At 73.6% G+C, this 16,394-nt stretch carries 17 protein-coding genes; 10 read left to right on the forward strand and 7 right to left on the reverse strand.

The features are described 5' to 3' along the window. Positions 1–8 precede the first annotated feature (8 nt). Positions 9–767 (forward strand): thioesterase II family protein, encoded by a 759-nt coding sequence (locus tag FYW99_RS07670; RefSeq protein ID WP_150251282.1) that lies wholly within the window; start codon positions 9–11, stop codon positions 765–767. 265 nt (positions 768–1,032) lie between these two features. Here FYW99_RS07670 and FYW99_RS07675 read toward each other — a convergent pair whose 3' ends face one another. Next, positions 1,033–1,740, reverse strand: coding sequence for a hypothetical protein (locus tag FYW99_RS07675; protein ID WP_190394580.1), 708 nt, complete (start codon positions 1,738–1,740; stop codon positions 1,033–1,035). A 70-nt stretch (positions 1,741–1,810) separates the two neighbouring features. After that, on the reverse strand, positions 1,811–3,646 hold the full coding sequence (locus tag FYW99_RS07680; protein WP_150251284.1) for a glycoside hydrolase family 13 protein: 1,836 nt from the start codon (positions 3,644–3,646) through the stop codon (positions 1,811–1,813). Positions 3,647–4,114: 468 nt separating this feature from the next. On the opposite strand from FYW99_RS07680, the gene FYW99_RS07685 reads away from it, so the two are divergent. After that, positions 4,115–4,636 (forward strand): GNAT family N-acetyltransferase, encoded by a 522-nt coding sequence (locus FYW99_RS07685; protein WP_150251285.1) that lies wholly within the window; start codon positions 4,115–4,117, stop codon positions 4,634–4,636. A gap of 109 nt (positions 4,637–4,745) precedes the next feature. Here the strand turns inward: FYW99_RS07685 and FYW99_RS07690 are convergent, their stop codons facing one another. Together FYW99_RS07690 and FYW99_RS07695 are read right to left on the reverse strand one after the other, a co-directional pair. Beyond that, positions 4,746–5,627, reverse strand: coding sequence for an aldo/keto reductase (locus FYW99_RS07690; protein ID WP_150251286.1), 882 nt, complete (start codon positions 5,625–5,627; stop codon positions 4,746–4,748). 339 nt (positions 5,628–5,966) lie between these two features. After that, complete coding sequence (locus tag FYW99_RS07695; RefSeq protein WP_150251287.1) at positions 5,967–6,848, reverse strand: aldo/keto reductase; 882 nt, start codon at positions 6,846–6,848, stop codon at positions 5,967–5,969. A 171-nt stretch (positions 6,849–7,019) separates the two neighbouring features. Between FYW99_RS07695 and FYW99_RS07700 the strand changes: the two genes are divergently transcribed. Next, positions 7,020–7,421, forward strand: a complete 402-nt coding sequence (locus FYW99_RS07700) for an ACT domain-containing protein (protein WP_150251288.1) — start codon at positions 7,020–7,022, stop codon at positions 7,419–7,421. Positions 7,422–7,463: 42 nt separating this feature from the next. On the opposite strand, the gene FYW99_RS31705 is transcribed toward FYW99_RS07700, so the two are convergent. Continuing rightward, positions 7,464–7,631, reverse strand: a complete 168-nt coding sequence (locus FYW99_RS31705) for a hypothetical protein (RefSeq protein ID WP_190394581.1) — start codon at positions 7,629–7,631, stop codon at positions 7,464–7,466. 25 nt (positions 7,632–7,656) lie between these two features. Between FYW99_RS31705 and FYW99_RS07705 the strand changes: the two genes are divergently transcribed. After that, positions 7,657–8,181, forward strand: a complete 525-nt coding sequence (locus FYW99_RS07705; RefSeq protein ID WP_190394582.1) for a CGNR zinc finger domain-containing protein — start codon at positions 7,657–7,659, stop codon at positions 8,179–8,181. A 94-nt stretch (positions 8,182–8,275) separates the two neighbouring features. Here the strand turns inward: FYW99_RS07705 and FYW99_RS07710 are convergent, their stop codons facing one another. Further along, complete coding sequence (locus tag FYW99_RS07710; protein ID WP_150251289.1) at positions 8,276–9,076, reverse strand: IclR family transcriptional regulator domain-containing protein; 801 nt, start codon at positions 9,074–9,076, stop codon at positions 8,276–8,278. A gap of 135 nt (positions 9,077–9,211) precedes the next feature. Further along, positions 9,212–10,396 carry a hypothetical protein gene (locus FYW99_RS07715; protein ID WP_150251290.1) on the reverse strand — a complete coding sequence of 395 codons (1,185 nt, stop codon included), beginning with the start codon at positions 10,394–10,396 and terminating at the stop codon, positions 9,212–9,214. A gap of 311 nt (positions 10,397–10,707) precedes the next feature. On the opposite strand from FYW99_RS07715, the gene FYW99_RS07720 reads away from it, so the two are divergent. The 6 genes from FYW99_RS07720 (at position 10,708) to pcaG (ending at position 16,300) form a co-directional block, all read left to right on the forward strand. Beyond that, positions 10,708–11,376, forward strand: a complete 669-nt coding sequence (locus tag FYW99_RS07720; protein ID WP_150251291.1) for a sulfotransferase family protein — start codon at positions 10,708–10,710, stop codon at positions 11,374–11,376. Between the two features lie 258 nt (positions 11,377–11,634). Next, positions 11,635–12,465, forward strand: coding sequence for a CoA transferase subunit A (locus FYW99_RS07725; RefSeq protein WP_150251292.1), 831 nt, complete (start codon positions 11,635–11,637; stop codon positions 12,463–12,465). Beyond that, positions 12,462–13,217 carry a CoA-transferase subunit beta gene (locus FYW99_RS07730; RefSeq protein WP_150251293.1) on the forward strand — a complete coding sequence of 252 codons (756 nt, stop codon included), beginning with the start codon at positions 12,462–12,464 and terminating at the stop codon, positions 13,215–13,217. The genes FYW99_RS07725 and FYW99_RS07730 overlap by 4 nt, the downstream gene beginning before the upstream one ends. 147 nt (positions 13,218–13,364) lie before the next feature. Further along, entirely contained in the window at positions 13,365–14,540 is a 1,176-nt protein-coding gene (locus FYW99_RS07735; protein ID WP_150251294.1) for a thiolase family protein, read from the forward strand. A 74-nt stretch (positions 14,541–14,614) separates the two neighbouring features. Then, entirely contained in the window at positions 14,615–15,376 is a 762-nt protein-coding gene (pcaH, locus tag FYW99_RS07740) for a protocatechuate 3,4-dioxygenase subunit beta (RefSeq protein ID WP_150251295.1), read from the forward strand. A gap of 321 nt (positions 15,377–15,697) precedes the next feature. Then, positions 15,698–16,300, forward strand: coding sequence for a protocatechuate 3,4-dioxygenase subunit alpha (pcaG, locus tag FYW99_RS07745; protein WP_150251296.1), 603 nt, complete (start codon positions 15,698–15,700; stop codon positions 16,298–16,300). Positions 16,301–16,394 lie beyond the last annotated feature (94 nt).

The raw sequence follows: 16,394 nt of genomic DNA on the forward strand, positions 1-16,394 counted from the left end.
ATCAAGCAGTGCACGAGGGCGTCCTCATCCGGCCCCGACCCGTCCCCCGGGCCCGCTTCCGGATCTTCCTGCTGCACCACGCGGGCGGGTCCTCCCTGGGCTACCGGCCCTGGGTGCGCCACTTCCCGGCCGACTGGGAGGTGTGCCTGGTGGAGGCGCCCGGGCGCGGCCGAACCTCGGAGGACAAGCCCTTCCGCGACGCCCGGGAGCTCGCCCGCCACCTGCGCGCGCACCTGGCCCCCGAACTGGACCGCCCCTTCGGGTTCTTCGGCCACAGTATGGGCGCGCTCCTGGCCTACGAGCTGACCGCCCTGCTGGCCGCCGACGGCCCCGCCGCCCCGGCCTGGCTCGGGGCGTCGGCGTGGAGCCCGGCACCGGGCCCCGAACACGACGAGCCCCGGCACCTGCTGCCCTCGGAGCAGCTGCGCCGGAGCATCGCCCGCATGGGCGGGACCGCCGCCGGGTCCCTGGCCGACCCCGAGCAGTGGAAGCTCGTGGAGCCGCTGATCCGCGCCGACCTCGAACTCGTCGACACCTGGCGCCCGGACCCCGACGCCCCGCCGCTGCGGACCCCGCTGTCGGCCTTCGGCGGCCGGGGCGACCCCGGCGTCACGCCCGAGCGCCTCGCCGCCTGGGACGGCTGCGCCGCGGGGCCGGTGGAGCGCCACATCCTGCCCGGCGAGCACTTCTACTTCGTCGGCCGGATCGGCGACGTGGTCACCCGCGTCGTCAAGGACGTCCAGGACGCCCTGCCCCGGGAGGTCTAGGGTCTGTTTTTTGAACCGGCCTCAGCTTGTGGGGGGTTGGTTCGGGCGCCCACGGGGTTCTGGAGGTGGTGGAGGCGGGTTTCCGTGGGAGAACCGCGCCGTAGGCGTCCGTTGAGGGTGGTGGCGGGCGACGGGTGGGCACGAGCGAACCCGCCGGAGACACCGAAGGTTCCCGTGTTTCGGGCGCCCGAACACGGGTCGAAGCGAAGCGGAGGTCCCAAAAAACACTGTCTAGACGCGCTGTCCCGTGGCGTCCGGTGCCCGTTCAGCCCCGGAACTCCTCGGTGTTCCACCTCTGCCAGACGCTCCGTGTGTTGGGTACCCCGGGGCGGTCGAGGAGCCAGAGGACATAGGCGGCGTGGCGGCGCGCCCACGGATGGTCCGACCCGGCGGCCGCAGCCAGCCTGCCGCGCAGGTCCCCACCGTCCAGGACGCGGGCCACCCGCACGTACTCGCGGTCCTTGCAGCGGTAGCGCCGCCGGACGACGGTCTCGACCAGGTCGACGAGCCCGGTCCTGACCGCCTCGTCGTGCCCGGCGACCGCCACATCGCGTAGGAGACGCTCCTTCGTGCCCCATTTCTTGGCGTGCAGGGTCCACTCGCGCGGGTACTTCGCCTCCCACTCCAGGTAGAGCAGCGCGTAGGGGAGGCCGGGCCACGCCCTGACGTCCCCGGCGGGACGGTTCCACAACGCGTCGGGCAGCGTGTGCCTCTGGGCCTCTTGGAGCGGCGCGAAGGCCTTGGGGTACTCCGTCCTCCGGTACCGCTCCCGATCCTCGGGGAGCGGGGTCCGCAACCACTCGTTGAACCGGGCGACGGCGTCCCCGACGTTCTTCCGGGCCTCGGCGAGGCGGACCAGGGCCCCGGCGCGTTCGGCGGGATCGTCCGCCGTCAGCCCGAACGCCCAGCCCAGCCGCGCGTTCCACGCACGGCTGTCATCGCGGTCCGTTCCCGAGCCCGGTTGCCCTGTCACCCGTCCCACCTCTCTCCTCCGCTCCTGCCGGGGCGGCGCGAAACCCGTCACGCCGCCCCGGCCCGGGGCGTCAGTTCCCGACCGCGATGACGTAGCCGGGCCCGTCCGCCGCCAGCTCCACCCGCTCCGCCTGCTCCAGGCCCGCCCGCGCCCCGCCGCCTCGGGCGAGCACCTCCAGGCCCGGGACGTCCAGGTCGGCCAGGGTCGCGGACAGCGCTCCGTGCGGACCGTCGGCCAGGTGCACCAGCACCACCTGGCCGCCGAGCGAGCGCAGGAAGGTCATGTGGTGCGGACCCGCGTCCAGCCAGCGCAGACCGCCGGTCTGGAGCGCGGGCAGCTCCCGGCGCAGGGTCAGCAGCCGGGTGTGTGCCTCCATCGTCCCCAGGTCCCACGCCTCGGGCCGGTGCCAGGGCATCGGCCTGCGGGCGTTCTCCCCGTCCACGCCCTCCATGCCGATCTCGTCGCCCGCGAACACGAACGGCACGCCGGGCAGCGTCACCTGCGCCGCCACCCCGACCTCGTGCCGCCCCGCGTCGCCGCCCACCACGGTCCGAAAGCGCGTCGAGTCGTGCGTGCTCAGCGCGTTCACGCTGTGCGTCAGCACCCGCCACGGCAGCCCGGCGTTGGTCGCGCGCATCGCCCGCACCGCCTGTTCGGCGCCGCTGCGCGGCAGCGGCGAGTCTGTGCGCAGGTAGCGCACCCGCTCGGGCGCGGTGTTCAGCCACGTCCACACCGGCCGGGTGAACCCGGCGTAGTTCATCACCCCGTGCCAGCCGTCGTGGTGGGTGTCGGGGCCCGCGTCGTGGAAGTGCTCGGCCAGCAGCCACGACCCGTCGCCGCCCCGCCGGTCGTCCACCTCGCGCATCCGTGCCGCGATCTCGCCGGAGACCTCGCGGTTGAGGTCCTGGGCGCCGTTGCGCCCGGTCATGTTGGCCACGTCGACGCGCCAGCCGTCCAGCGCGTCCGGCCCGCTCAGCCAGCCCACGAGCACCGAGTCGTCGGCGCCGTAGACCCGGCGCCGCAGCTCGGCCGAGGAGTAGTCCAGCTTCGGCAGGCTGGGCACCCCCAGCCAGCCCACGTAGCCGTCCGGGTGGTCGGTGAAGTGGTAGAACCCCGCCTCGGCGGAGTCCGCGTCGGCCCGCGCCGCCAGGAACCACTCGTGGGCGTCCCCGGTGTGGTTGGTGGTCAGGTCGCCCATCACCCGCATGCCGCGTTCGTGCGCGGCCCGCGCCAGCTCCCACAGGGCCCGGTCGCCGCCGAGCAGCGGGTCCACCTCGGAGAAGGTGGCGGCGTCGTAGCGGTGCGTGGAGCGCGCCGGGAAGACGGGGGTCAGGTAGACCACCTCCACGCCCAGCGCGGCCAGGTGGTCCAGGCGGCGGCGCACCCCGTCGAGCGTGCCGCCGAAGTACTCGCGGGTCGCGGTCAGCCCGAAGGCGGAGGGCTCGTCGTCCCAGGAGCGGGGCAGCGCCCAGTCGGGGTGCTCGGCCGGGGGCTCGACGGAGTCGTCGTCGCGGGCGAAGCGGTCCGGGAAGACCTGGTAGACGCTCGTGCCCGGGACCCACGCGGGCGGCGCGGGTCCGTCGATCAGCCGGAAGTCCGCCGCGTCGGTCACCTCGTGCCCGTGGACGCCCTCCTGGTTGAGCCACGTGTACTCGGCGCCGCGCACGATCGCGAACCGGTAGTTGGTCACGACCGGGCGCACCGGCACGTTCGTCTCGAACCAGACGGCGTCGCCCGACGCGTGCGTCCTCTCGGCCCGGAAGGTGACGCCCTCGCCGTCCTCCACCACGCGGGCGTACACCGCGTCCGCGCCTCCGGGCACGCGTACGCGCAGCCTCGCCCGCCCCTCCCCGACGCTGACGTGGTCGGGGGATCCGTCGTGGTGGGGGTCGCGGACGAACTTCATGGGGCGGCTCCTGGGCTGCGGGGTGCTGACACGTGAGCGGGCCCCGCCGCGTGGGCGGCGGGGCCCGGTCCAGACTGGTCAGTATCGCAACGGGAGTCGGGCGTCGCGAATCCTTTTACACCAGCCTGGGTCTTTTGTTGCGCTTTGTTCCTTCGCGGTGTCCCACGTGTTCGGTCCGAGGGGGTCGGGGGCGGCCGGAGGCGGCTTCGCCGGCACCGAGGGGCAGGCCAGCGGGGTTCTCTGAGGGGCCGAGTCTCTGGGAGCGCTCCCAGGCGTGGTGGACACCCTAACTGCCGCGATACGCCGTGTAAAGGGGTCGTGACGGACGGGTCCGCGGCCTGCCCGCGCGGTTTCCGCGCCGACGCCCGCGGCCAGGGCGGCGGCCGTGTGCGCGCCCGTCCCGCCGGATGCCGAGTCTGTTGACCTTCCCCCCTGTCGTGGTGGTTTGTCGCGGGTTACGGTGGTGTTATGAGCCTTGAGTTGCCAACCGACCGACTCCTCATCCGGGAGTGGCAGCTGGACGACGCCGAGGAGGCCCTGCGCATCTACGGGGCCGACGAGGTCGCGCACTGGCTGACGCCGGAGTGGCACCCGGTGCACGACACCGACGCGATGCGTCTGGTGCTGCACGCCTGGGTCGAGGCGGGGCCCAACCTGATGCCGCCCGCGGGACGCTGGGCCATCGTCCGCAAGGAGGACGGACAGCTCGTGGGAGGACTCTCGCTGAAGCTCCTCCCGCCCTTCGAGGAGGACTTCGAGCTCTCCTGGGTGCTGCGCCCGGACGTGTGGGGCCAGGGGTACGCCACCGAGGCGAGCCAGGCCATCATCGCGTGGGCCTTCAAACAGGGCATCGAGGAGGTCTTCGCGGTCGCGCGCCCCAACAACAAGCGGGCGATGGCCGTGGCGCGCAGACTGGGCATGGAGTGGGTCGGCGAGACCGAGAAGTACTACGACATGCGCCTCCAGGTCTTCCGCATGCGCCCGAGCTGATCAGGGCGAACGGCCCACCGCCCGCCTGCGTGGAGCGGGCGGCCCGCCGCCCGCCCCGAACACCCGCGGCCCCGCCGGGAAACCGGCGGGGCCGCACGCGTCCACCGGCTCAGCCGTCCAGGAACTTGGCGACGCGCTCGGTCTCGGACTCCGACAGGCGGACCGCGGCGGCGGCCGTGTTCTCCTCCAGGTGCGCCACCCGCGACGTGCCCGGGATGGGCAGCATCACCGGCGAGTGGTGCAGCAGCCACGCCAGCGCCAGCTGAGCCGGGGTGACCCCGTGCTCGGCGGCCAGCGGGGCCAGCGGCGAGTCCGGCCCCACCAGCTCACCGCGCCCCAGCGGCGCCCAGGGCAGGAAGGCGGTCCCGTCCCTCTCGCACTGTTCCAGCACGTCCTCGCACTTGCGCGCGACCGGCCCGTACCAGTTCTGCACCGACGCCACCGGAGTGACCGCGCGGGCCGCCGAGAGCTGCTCCACGGTCACCCCGGTCAGTCCGATGTGGCGGACCTTGCCCTGCTCGCGCAGTTCCACCAGGGCGCCGAGCTGGTCGGCCAGCGGCACCTGGGGGTCGATCCGGTGCAGCTGGAGCAGGTCGATCCGCTCCACGCCGAGGTTGCGCAGGCTCAGCTCCGCCTGCTGCTTGAGGTACTCGGGACGGCCCAGGGGGTGCCACTGGCCCGGTCCGGGGAGCGCGAAGCCCACCTTGGTGGTGACCACCAGGTCCTCGGGGTAGGGGTGCAGGGCCTCGCGGATCAGCTGCTCGCAGATCTGGGGGCCGTAGCAGTCGGCGGTGTCGATGAGGTTCACGCCCAGCTCGACCGCGCGCCGCAGCACGGCCAGCGCCTCGTCGCGGTCGCGGGGCGGCCCCCACGCCCCCCGGCCGACGAGCTGCATCGAGCCGTAGCCCAGGCGGCGCACCGGCAGGTCGCCGCCGATCACGAGGGTCCCCGACTCCCGGGCGATGTGTGGTGTGGCGTGTACGTCGGTCACGAAGGTTCCTCCCGGACGGCGCTGGGCCGAGCGTGCGGAGCCGGGGCGGGAACCGGGCGAAGACGCGCGAGACCGGCGCCTCCGGCGGTGTCCCGGGCAGAATCTCAGCAGGTGGGAGCGGTCGCAAGGAACCACGGGGCGCGTCGGACCGGATTCCGGGCTCCGCTCGGCGCAGGTAGGGAGGAAGTCCGCCAACGGTGCTTTTGCCCGGTGCCCCGCGCCTTCCGCCCGCCGCCGCACACCCGGTGTGCGCGGTGCGGGCGGCCCCGCCGCGGACCCCGGCGGACCCGGCGCCCGTGACGCGGTCCCGGCGGGGTCCGGCGGGACCCCGGTCCCGGATCAGGTGCCCAGGTACTGGCTGATGCGCTCGGTCTCGTACTCCGACAGCCTCACCGCGGCGGCGGCCGTGTTCTCCTCCAGGTGCGCCACCCGCGACGTGCCCGGGATGGGCAGCATCACCGGTGAGCGGTGCAGCAGCCAGGCCAGGGACAGCTGCACCGGGGTGATCCCGTGCTCGGCGGCCATCGCGGTCAGCGGGGAACCCGGCCGCGCCAGCTCACCGCGCCCGACCGGTGCCCAGGGCAGGAAGGCGGTCCCGTTCTTCTCGCACTGTTCCAGCACGTCCTCGGACTGGCGGAACGACGGCGCGTACTGGTTCTGCACCGACGCCACCGGGGTGATCGCGCGGGCGGCGGACAGCTCGTCCACCGACACCTCGCTCAGTCCGATGTGGCGGATCTTGCCCTGTTCGCGCAGTTCCACCAGGGCGCCGAGCTGGTCGGCCAGCGGCACCTCGGGGTCGATCCGGTGCAGCTGGAGCAGGTCGATCCGCTCCACACCGAGGTTGCGCAGGCTCAGCTCCACCTGCTGCTTGAGGTACTCGGGGCGGCCCAGCCTGTGCCACTGCGCCGGGCCGGTGCGCGCGAAGCCCGCCTTGGTGCCGATGACCAGGTCGTCGGAGTAGGGGTAGAGCGCCTCGCGGATCAGCTGCTCGCTGATCTGGGGGCCGTAGGAGTCGGCGGTGTCGATGAGGTTCACGCCCAGCTCGACCGCGCGCCGCAGTACCGACAGCGCCTCGTCGCGGTCGCGGGGCGGCCCCCACACCCCCTCGCCGACGATGCGCATCGCCCCGAAGCCCAGGCGGTGTACGGGCAGGTCGCCGCCGAGGGCGAAGGTCCCCGACTCCCGGGCGATGTGTGGTGTGGCGTGTAGGTCGGTCACGGTGTCCCTTCCGGACGGCGCTGGGGCCGCGTGCTCAGAACGTTCAGGGGGAGGGCCGCCGCACGGTTCCCGCGTGCGCGGATTCGCGTCCCCGGCGGTGTTGCGGGCAGGATCTCAGGAGGCGGCGCGCGCCCGCAAGGCGCCACGGTCGTGCGGGGGAGGGGGAACCGGGTGGCGGGGGATCTGGAGCGGTTGCTGGCGGGAACGCGGGTCCGGCTGCGGCCGGGCGGTTACGTCTTCACCACCGTGCCGGACGAGGCGTCCCTGCCCGAGGGGGTGCGCCCGGTGGTCACGGTGGCCGAGGACGAGGCCCTGACCGTGGTGTGCCCCCGGGAGGAGGCCGACGCGGCCGGGCTCCCCTACGGGAGCGCGGCCGCCTGGATCACGCTGGAGGCCCCCGCCGGGGCGGAGGCGGTGGCGCTGGTGGCGGCGGTGGCCGCCGCGCTGACCGGGGCCGGTCTGCCGTGCGACGTGGTGTCCGGCTTCCACCACGACCACGTGTTCGTTCCCGAGGAGGCGGGGGAGAGGGCGGCGGCGGTGCTGCGGGCCCTCCTCGGCTCCGAAGGGGGTTGAGCCGCGGGGGCTGAACCGCCCTTCGAACGCCACCGCGTTGTCTCACTCCCGCCCGGGGCCGACCGAGACCAGGTCGTCCTGGAGCAGTCCGAAGGCCCGGGTCAGGATCACCCTGCGCCCACCGCACCCGCAGCGCTGGTAGGCGACGACGCCCTCGCTGGTGGTGTGGTCCGACTCGGTGGTCCAGTGGTGTTCGTGCCGTGTGCGCATGGGGCCAGTCTGGTGTAATGGCATTATGCATCTCAACCCTTACGGCCAGGATCCGGTGGCCCTGGCCGTGGACCTGGTCAACCGGCCGCTGACCGGTGCGGCGGATCTGGAACGCCGCTGCGCCGGGGTGGGCTTCCTGCTCGAACGCCCCGTCGGCGAGGACGACGTCGCCGCCGTCGGTGGGTTCCTGGAGCGCTGGACGCGGGTGGTCGACGCCGCTGACGCTCCCGCCCGCGCGGACCGGCTCAACCCGCTGCTCATCGAGTTCTCCGCCGCCCCGCGCCTGACCGACCACGCGGGTACCGGATGGCACCTGCACTACCGGCCCGACCTGCTGCCCGCCCACCGGCAGGTGGCCGCGCTGCTCTCCGTGGGCACCGCCCTGCACCTGACCGGCCGGGGCATGGACCGGCTCGGCCGGTGCGCGGCGCACGGCTGCGACCGCGTCTACGCCGACTTCTCGCGCGGCGGGCGCCAGCGCTACTGTTCGCCCGCCTGCGGCAACCGCGACGCCGTCCGGCGCCACCGCGCCCGCGCGGTCCGGCCCTGACGCGTGTACCGGCCGACCAGCCGCCCCGGTCGGGAACTCCCGTTCCGGAGCACGGGCGGCGGAACGGTCCGCCGCGACGGGAGGACCGGCGGGCTCAGGAACCCGCGTCGCGGCGCGCCACCGAGGCCAGGTCGGCCTCGATGCGCGCGGTGGTCTCCAGCAGCGCGGGCAGCAGGTCGCGGCGCACGTCCTCGATCGAGGCCCGGTTGGCGTGCGCGGACACGTTCGCGGCCGCGATCACCCGGCCCGACCCGTCGCGGATGGGCGCGGCCAGCGAGCGCAGGCCCTCCTCCAGCTCCTGGTCGACGATGGCGTACCCCTGCTCACGCACCCGCTCCAGTTCGGCGCGCAGCTCGGCCGGGTCGGTGATGGTGAACCGGGTCAGCGGGGTGAGCTCCACCCGCTCCAGGTAGGCGTCCAGGCCGCGGGCGTCGTGCCCGGCCAGCAGGACCCGGCCCATCGAGGTGGCCGAGGCCGGGAAGCGGGTGCCCACCCGGATGGCCACCGCCATGATCCGCGAGGTCGCCACACGCGCCACATAGAGCACGTCGTCTCCCTCCAGCACCGACACCGAGGCGGACTCGTGCACCCGGGCGGACAGGTCCTCCAGGTGGGGCTGGGCCACGTCGGGCAGCCCGGCGGAGGCCACGTAGGCGTAACCCAGCTCCAGCACGCGCGGCGTGAGCGAGAACAGCCTGCCGTCGGTGCGCACGTAGCCCAGGTCCACCAGGGTGAGCAGGAAGCGGCGGGCGGCGGCGCGGGTCAGGTCGGTCTCGCGCGCGACCTCGCTGAGCGTCATGGAGCGCCGCTCGGCGGAGAAGGCGCGGATGACCGTCAGGCCGCGCTCCAGGGACTGTACGAAGTGGGCGCCGCGGGCCTCTTCTTCAGTGGGCATGTGCTCTTCCTGGCTCGGGTGTGGGTGCCGGAACCTCCGGAGATGTTCTCATACCGCACAGACAGCGTGTCGAAGTCGGTTCGCGTACGCCCCCGCGTCGTGCCGCTCGGCCGTCCATCTCGAACTCTAGTGGCGTCAGCCCTCCAGACGGTCCTCGACGTGGGGGGCGAGTGCGTCGACGACGGCCTCGAAATCCTGTTCGACGGTGATCGCGTCCTCGTCCTCACGTATCCGGGGAGGGCACTCCCAGCCCTCGACCGCGGTCCCGGCCGCCTCCACGGTGGCCACGTGCCTGTGCGTGGTCGCCTCGTAGAGGTCGTACTCGAAGTGCGTCAGGTGCAGGGGCACGGTCCTGTCATCGCCGCTGGGCAGACCGCTGAACGACGGCGTGTAGGAGCAGGTGTCCAGCTGCTCGCCCAGACTGATCCGGCCGCAGGCGATCAGGGCCGCGTCCTCCCTACCGGTGGACCAGCCGCGCTCCTCCATCCGCGTACCGAGGTCCAGGAAGGACGCCTCCCTGACCGACATCGGGTACCGCCGCTCGTCGACGGTGGCGAGGTGGTGCGGGCCCTCCCCCTCGTAGGCGGGCACGTCCGTGAACACCATCTCCGGATCGGCGCAGAACGCCCGCAGGTGCTCGTACTCCTCGGGCACCGCGAGGGGGCGCGGCACGAACAACCAGGCGTAGAACAGCACCAGGGCGACGGCCGCGACCGCCGAGGCCACCGCTCGCGAACGCCCGGGGTCCTTGGAGAACTCGCGGTCCACCAGCGCGCGCCGCAGCGCGCGGCTGGAGCCGAAGGTGTCCAGGCGGGCCGACGCGGTCCCATACGCGGGACTGGTCCACACCAGGGCCAACGGCTGCTTGTCGACGGGGAGCCCGGGGTCCTTCTCGGTTGCCACCCGCGCCGGTACGCACGTCACGGGTCGCCCTGTTTCGGGCAGGACACGCACGCCGTGTTCGTGGACGGCCACCCGGATGCGGTTCCTGACCGGAGCGAAGTGGTTGTACAGCAGCCCCACGAGCACACCGAACGGGACGAGGACGGCGGCGATCTGCCATCCTGCTTCGGCGAAAGCGCTCTCCGGGGCCACGAAGGCGATGGTGAGCGTGGCCGATCCGCCGAACATCCCGCCGACGGAGGGCGCCAGGGTCTTCAGGCGCTGCCGGTGGGTCCGCCAGTGTCTCCCGAGGGCCTCGTCCTCCGGGTTCGTGTTCTCAGCCCCGGCCTCGTCCCGTCCATGAGAACCCTCGTCCGGAAAGACCACTGATGCGCGCTCCACGTCCTCGTCCGCATGAACCCGGTCAACGCTACTCAAAGCCCCGACAGTCCACAACGGCGGTGGTTCGGGGGGTTCGGCCACCGGCCTCGCGGTCGTGGTGACGCCGACGAGCGCGCCGCGCCGCGGGGGCGCCCGGCGCGGCCGTGGCCGCCGGACAAGGGTGTGCACCGCCCGACCGGCGGCGACCGGACGGACACGGACGGCGTGGCCGCCCTCTGGGCGGGGCCTCCAGTGTCCGGATGTCGGCAACAGTCCCCTGTGCGCAGAGTGCCCGTGCTACAACAGAAAGCGACCAGGGGCGCCCCTGGTCCGGGCACGAAGCCCTGTGGCGACCGAGGGGGACGACGGTGGACGTGATCGGAGCGGGCTTCCCGCGCACCGGGACGACGTCGGTGAAGGCGGCTCTGGAACGGCTCGGCTTCGGCCCCTGCCACCACATGTCCGAGGTACTGGGGTCCGCGGCCCTGGCGGGCCGCTGGGCGGGGATCGCGGGCACCCCCTCCGGTGAGGTGGACTGGGCCCGCCTCCTGGAGGGCTGGCGCTCGGGCGTGGACTGGCCGCTGTCGTTCTTCTGGCGTGAGCTCGTCGACGCCTTCCCCGGCGCGAGGGTCCTGCTCACCGTCCGCGACCCGCACCGGTGGTACGAGAGCATGCGCGCGACCATCTTCGAGATCGTGCGGCGGACCGGGCGGGACTCCTCCGGGATGCGGGTCCCGCGCGAGCTGGACATGATCGACCCCCTGCTGGAGCACATGTGGCTCACGCACTTCGGGGTGCCGCCCGGCGAGGTCCCCGACGAGGCGACCGCGGTGGCGGCCTTCGAACGGCACACGGCCCGGGTGGTCGCGGAAGTCCCGGCCGACCGGCTGCTGGTGTACCGGGCGGGGGAGGGGTGGGAGCGCCTGTGCGCGTTCCTGGGCGCCGACGTCCCGGACGAGCCGTTCCCCCGCCTCAACGACACCGAGGAGATGCGCGCGAAGAACGAGAGGTGGCGGCGCGGCGAGCCCGTCACCTGACCGGGCGCCCCGCTGTCTGACCGGGTCCCCGCCGGCTGAACCCGGCTCCGTCGCCCCCGTCGCAGAACGCCGCCTCCAGCCGCTTGCTCCCCGCCCTCCCCCCGATGTGGGGGTCGGCCCCCTCGGGGAGGTTCTCCCCACCGCGCGGGCGGAGCGGTCCCTTACGCGTGCCTTGACCACGTTCGGGAACGGCGCTACCGTCATAGCCAAGATGTTCGCTGTGAGAACATTTATTCGCTATCCGAACAGGAGTGCCTCATGATCGTGCCCCTGGACGAGGCGGTACGCGAGCTCGTCCACGACGGCGACACCGTCGCCCTGGAGGGGTTCACCCATCTCATCCCCGTGGCGGCGGGGCACGAGATCATCCGTCAGGGCCTGCGCGACCTCACGCTGGTGCGCATGACCCCCGACATCGTCTACGACCAGCTCATCGGCGCCGGGTGCGCACGCAAGCTCGTCTTCTCCTGGGGCGGCAACCCCGGGGTCGGCTCGCTGCACCGCTTCCGCGACGCCGTCACCTCCTCCTGGCCCGCGCCCCTGGAGATCGAGGAGCACAGCCACGCCGGAATGGCCAACCGCTACGTCGCGGGTGCCTCCGGCCTGCCCTTCGCCATCCTGCGGGGCTACTCCGGCACCGACCTGGTCGCCAACAACCCCAACATCAAGGCCGTCACCTGCCCCTTCAGCGGGCAGGAACTGGCCGCCGTGCCCGCCCTGAACCCCGACGTCACCGTCGTGCACGCCCAGCGCGCCGACCGCGACGGCAACGTGCAGCTGTGGGGCATCACCGGCATCCAGAAGGAGGCCGTCCTGGCCGCGGACCGCGCCCTGGCCACCGTCGAGGAGGTCGTGGACGCCCTCGATCCCGTCCCCGGCCAGGTCGTCCTGCCCGCGCGCGTGGTCGACCGGGTCAGCGTCGTCCCCGGGGGCGCCGCGCCCTCCTACGCGCACGGCTACTACGAGCGCGACAACGAGGCCTACCGAGCCTGGGACGCCGTCGGCCGCGACCGCGAGGCCTTCACCGCCTGGCTGGAGGAGCTCACCGCGGCCCCCACCGCACCCGAGCCCGCCGGGAGGGGCGTGTGACCACCGCGACCTGGACCTCCGACGAGATCATGACCGTCACCGCGGCGCGCTCGCTGCGTGACGGGATGTCCTGCTTCGTCGGCATCGGCCTGCCCAGCACCGCCGCGAACGTGGCCCGCCGCACCCACGCGCCGGACCTGTGGATGGTCTACGAGTCCGGCACCCTGGGCACCGTCCCCGACCACCTGCCGCTGTCCATCGGCGACGGGATCCTCGCCGACACCGCCGACACCGTGGTCTCGGTCCCCGAGGTCTTCAACTACTGGCTCCAGGCCGGGCGGATCGACGTCGGCTTCCTCGGCGCCGCCCAGATCGACCGGTACGCCAACATCAACACCACCGTCATCGGCGACTACGCCGACCCCGAGGTGCGCCTGCCCGGGGCGGGCGGAGCCCCCGAGATCGCCGCCTCCTGCCGCGAGGTCATCGTCATCATGCGGCACAGCCGCCGCGCCTTCGTCGAGAAGGTCGACTTCGTCACCTCGGTCGGCCACGGCTCGGGCCCCGGCGACCGCGAGCGCCTGGGCCTGCGCGGCGCCGGTCCGGTGCGGGTGATCACCGACCTCGGTGTGCTCGAACCCGACCCCGTCACCCGCGAACTCGTCCTGACCGGCGTGCACCCGGGCGTGGACGCGGACGCGGTCCGCGAGGCCACCGGCTGGGACCTCGCCGTGGCCCACGACCTCGCCCCCACCCCCGAGCCCACGGGAGGGGAGCTGGCGGTGGTGCGCTCCCTGACCGGGGCCGCCTGAGCGCCACACCCAGAACTCCTGGGCCGTCAGGGCCTGGCGACTGGCCCGCTCGACCCGTCAACAACGCAGGACCCGCCTGACAACGTCGGGCTCCGGTCCGTCCGAGGCCGGGCCCTCCCCCGGCCGCAGCACACCAGGAGGTCCACGGTGACCGACGTCCACGTCCTCGACGCCGTCCGCACGCCCTTCGGCCGGTACGGCGGCGCCCTGTCGGGGGTGCGCCCCGACGACCTGGCCGCCCACGTCGTGGGCGCCCTCGTCGAGCGCGCGCCCGGCCTGGACCCCGCCGCCGTCGACGAGGTCGTCCTCGGCAACGCCAACGGCGCGGGCGAGGAGAACCGCAACGTCGCCCGCATGGCCTCCCTGCTGGCAGGGCTGCCCACCTCGGTGCCCGGCGTCACCGTCAACCGCCTGTGCGGCTCCGGTATGGAGGCCGCCGTCCAGGCCAGCCGCGCCATCCAGGTCGGCGACGCCTCCCTGGCCGTGGCCGGGGGAGCGGAGTCCATGAGCCGCGCCCCCTGGGTGATGCCCAAACCGGCCAGGGGGTTTCCCGCCGCCGACGCGGCCCTGCACTCCACCACCCTGGGCTGGCGCATGGTCAACCCCCGCATGCCCGGACGGTGGACGGTCTCCCTCGGCGAGGGCACCGAGGGGCTGGCCGAGCAGTACGGCGTCTCCCGAGCCGACCAGGACGCCTTCGCCCTGGCCAGCCACACCAAGGCCGCCCGGGCCTGGGCCGAGGGGGTCTTCGACGACGAGATCGTCCAGGTCCCCGACGCCCACCTGGACCGCGACGAGTCCATCCGCGAGACCTCCGCCGACAAGCTCGCCGGACTCCAGCCCGCCTTCCGCGCCGAGGGCACCATCACCGCGGGCAACGCCTCGCCGCTCAACGACGGCGCGGCCGCCCTGCTGCTGGGCACCCGGGCCTCCGCCGAGGCCGCCGGACTGGAGCCCATGGCCCGCATCGCCGGACGCGGCGCCGCCGGGGTGGACCCCGACGTGTTCGGCATCGGCCCCGTCCGCGCCGCCGAGATCGCCCTCGAACGCGCCGGGATCGGCTGGGGCGACCTGTCCGTCGTCGAGCTCAACGAGGCCTTCGCCGCCCAGTCCCTGGCCTGCGTCCGCAGCTGGAAGGGGCTGGACCCCGACATCGTCAACCCCAACGGAGGCGCCATCGCCATCGGCCATCCCCTGGGCGCCTCCGGTGCCCGTGTCCTCGGCTCGCTCGCCCACGAACTGCGGCGGCGCGGCGGAGGATGGGGGCTGGCGGCGCTGTGCATCGGCGTCGGCCAGGGTCTGGCCGTCGTCCTCCAGGCCTGACAGGCAGGCTGACAGGCCTCCCACCCCCCGCGGCCGCCGGGAGCCGGCGCCGCACGAGACGGAGGAACACCGCCATGTCCACCCCACCCGACGCGACCACGGCGTCCGGACTGTACGTGCCCGGCTACGTCCGCGACCACGACAGCCACCCGCCGCTGGACTACCCCGGGTACGGAAGCACCGCCCTGCGCCACCCCAAGCGCCCGCTCACCCTGCTTCCGCACACGCTCACCGAGATCACCGCGCCCGTCCTGGGCCGGGACCGCCTCGGCGCGCTCGACCACGACCTCACCCGCCAGCACGACGGGGAGCCCCAGGGCCAGCGCGTCATCGTGCACGGCCAGGTGCGCGACAGCGACGGCGCCCCCGTGCCGCACACGCTGGTGGAGGTCTGGCAGGCCAACGCGGGCGGGCGCTACCGCCACAGCGGGGACGACTGGCCCGCCCCGCTCGACCCGAACTTCAGCGGTGTCGGGCGCGCGCTGACCGACGCCGAGGGGCGCTACCGGTTCGTCACCGTCCGCCCCGGCGCCTACCCCTGGCGCAACCACCGCAACGCCTGGCGGCCCGCGCACATCCACTTCTCCCTGTTCGGCCGGGCCTTCACCCAGCGCCTCGTCACCCAGATGTACTTCCCCGACGACCCGCTGTTCTTCCAGGACCCCATGTGGAACTCGGTCCCCGATCCGAAGGCGCGCGAGCGCATGCTCGCCGCCTACGACCACGACGCCACCGAACCCGAGTGGGCGCTGGCCTACCGCTGGGACATCGTGCTGCGCGGACGCGAGCAGACCCCGTTCGAGTCCGAGGAAGAGATCCTGGAGGACGACGAGTGACCAGGCGCCGTTCCTGTGGACTGCTCGGGAGGAAACCCCGTTCGGCCGCGCGCCCCGAACGGTCCTGGGCGCACTGGGACTCGGCTTTCGCATCTTCGGCGGCGCTACGCATCCCGTGCGTGGTCCGGTCCCGGAAGGGCCGGCTCCCTCGCGTCCCGGCCATGTGGACGTGGCCAGAGGCGACGGGGAGGCCCCAGGCCATCACACTGGTGGGAAGGGGGCCTCGCACGCTGGCACCACACCCGGCGTCCCAGACCGCACACACATAGCAGCCACACCAGTCCGGCGACAGCAAAACCACCACCAGGACATGATGCGCCTATGTGCACTCACAACGCACCCAAGAGCACCCAACAACGAACAACCTCCTACCCCACCACCCCGTCCCAGACGGTCGGCCCCTACCTGCACATCGGCCTGCCCTGGCCGGACGGCCCCCACGTCGTGGCCGAGGGCACGCCGGGCGCGGTGTGGATCCGCGGCACCGTGTACGACGGTGCGGGCGCCACAGTCCCCGACGCCCTCGTCGAGACCTGGCAGGCCGACCCCGACGGGCGCTTCGACCACCCCGACGACCCGCGTGGCGCCCGGGCCCGCCCGGGTTTTCGCGCCTTCGGCCGCTGCCCCACCGACGCCGCGGGGGACTACGGGATCCTCACCCTCAGACCCGGTGCCGTCCCGGGGCCGCACGGGGACCAGGCGCCGCACGTGGACGTGTCGGTGTTCGCGCGCGGCATGCTGCACCGGGTCGTCACCCGCGTGTACTTTCCCGAGGAGGAGGCCGCCAACGCCGCCGACCCGGTGCTGGGGAGCATCGTGGACCCCGAGGCCCGCGCCACCCTCGTCGCCCGCCGCACGGAGGACGGATACCGCTTCGACATCCGCCTCCAGGGCGAGGGGGAGACCGTCTTCTTCGACATCTGACGAAGGAGAACCGGAGCGGGGGCGGCCGCCGTGGTTGACGGTTCCACGGCGGCCGCCCCCCCCGCAGGGCTGACCAGAGATGTTGCCCGGGTGC

The organism is Nocardiopsis deserti (assembly GCF_008638355.1).
Classification (GTDB): domain Bacteria; phylum Actinomycetota; class Actinomycetes; order Streptosporangiales; family Streptosporangiaceae; genus Nocardiopsis; species Nocardiopsis alborubida.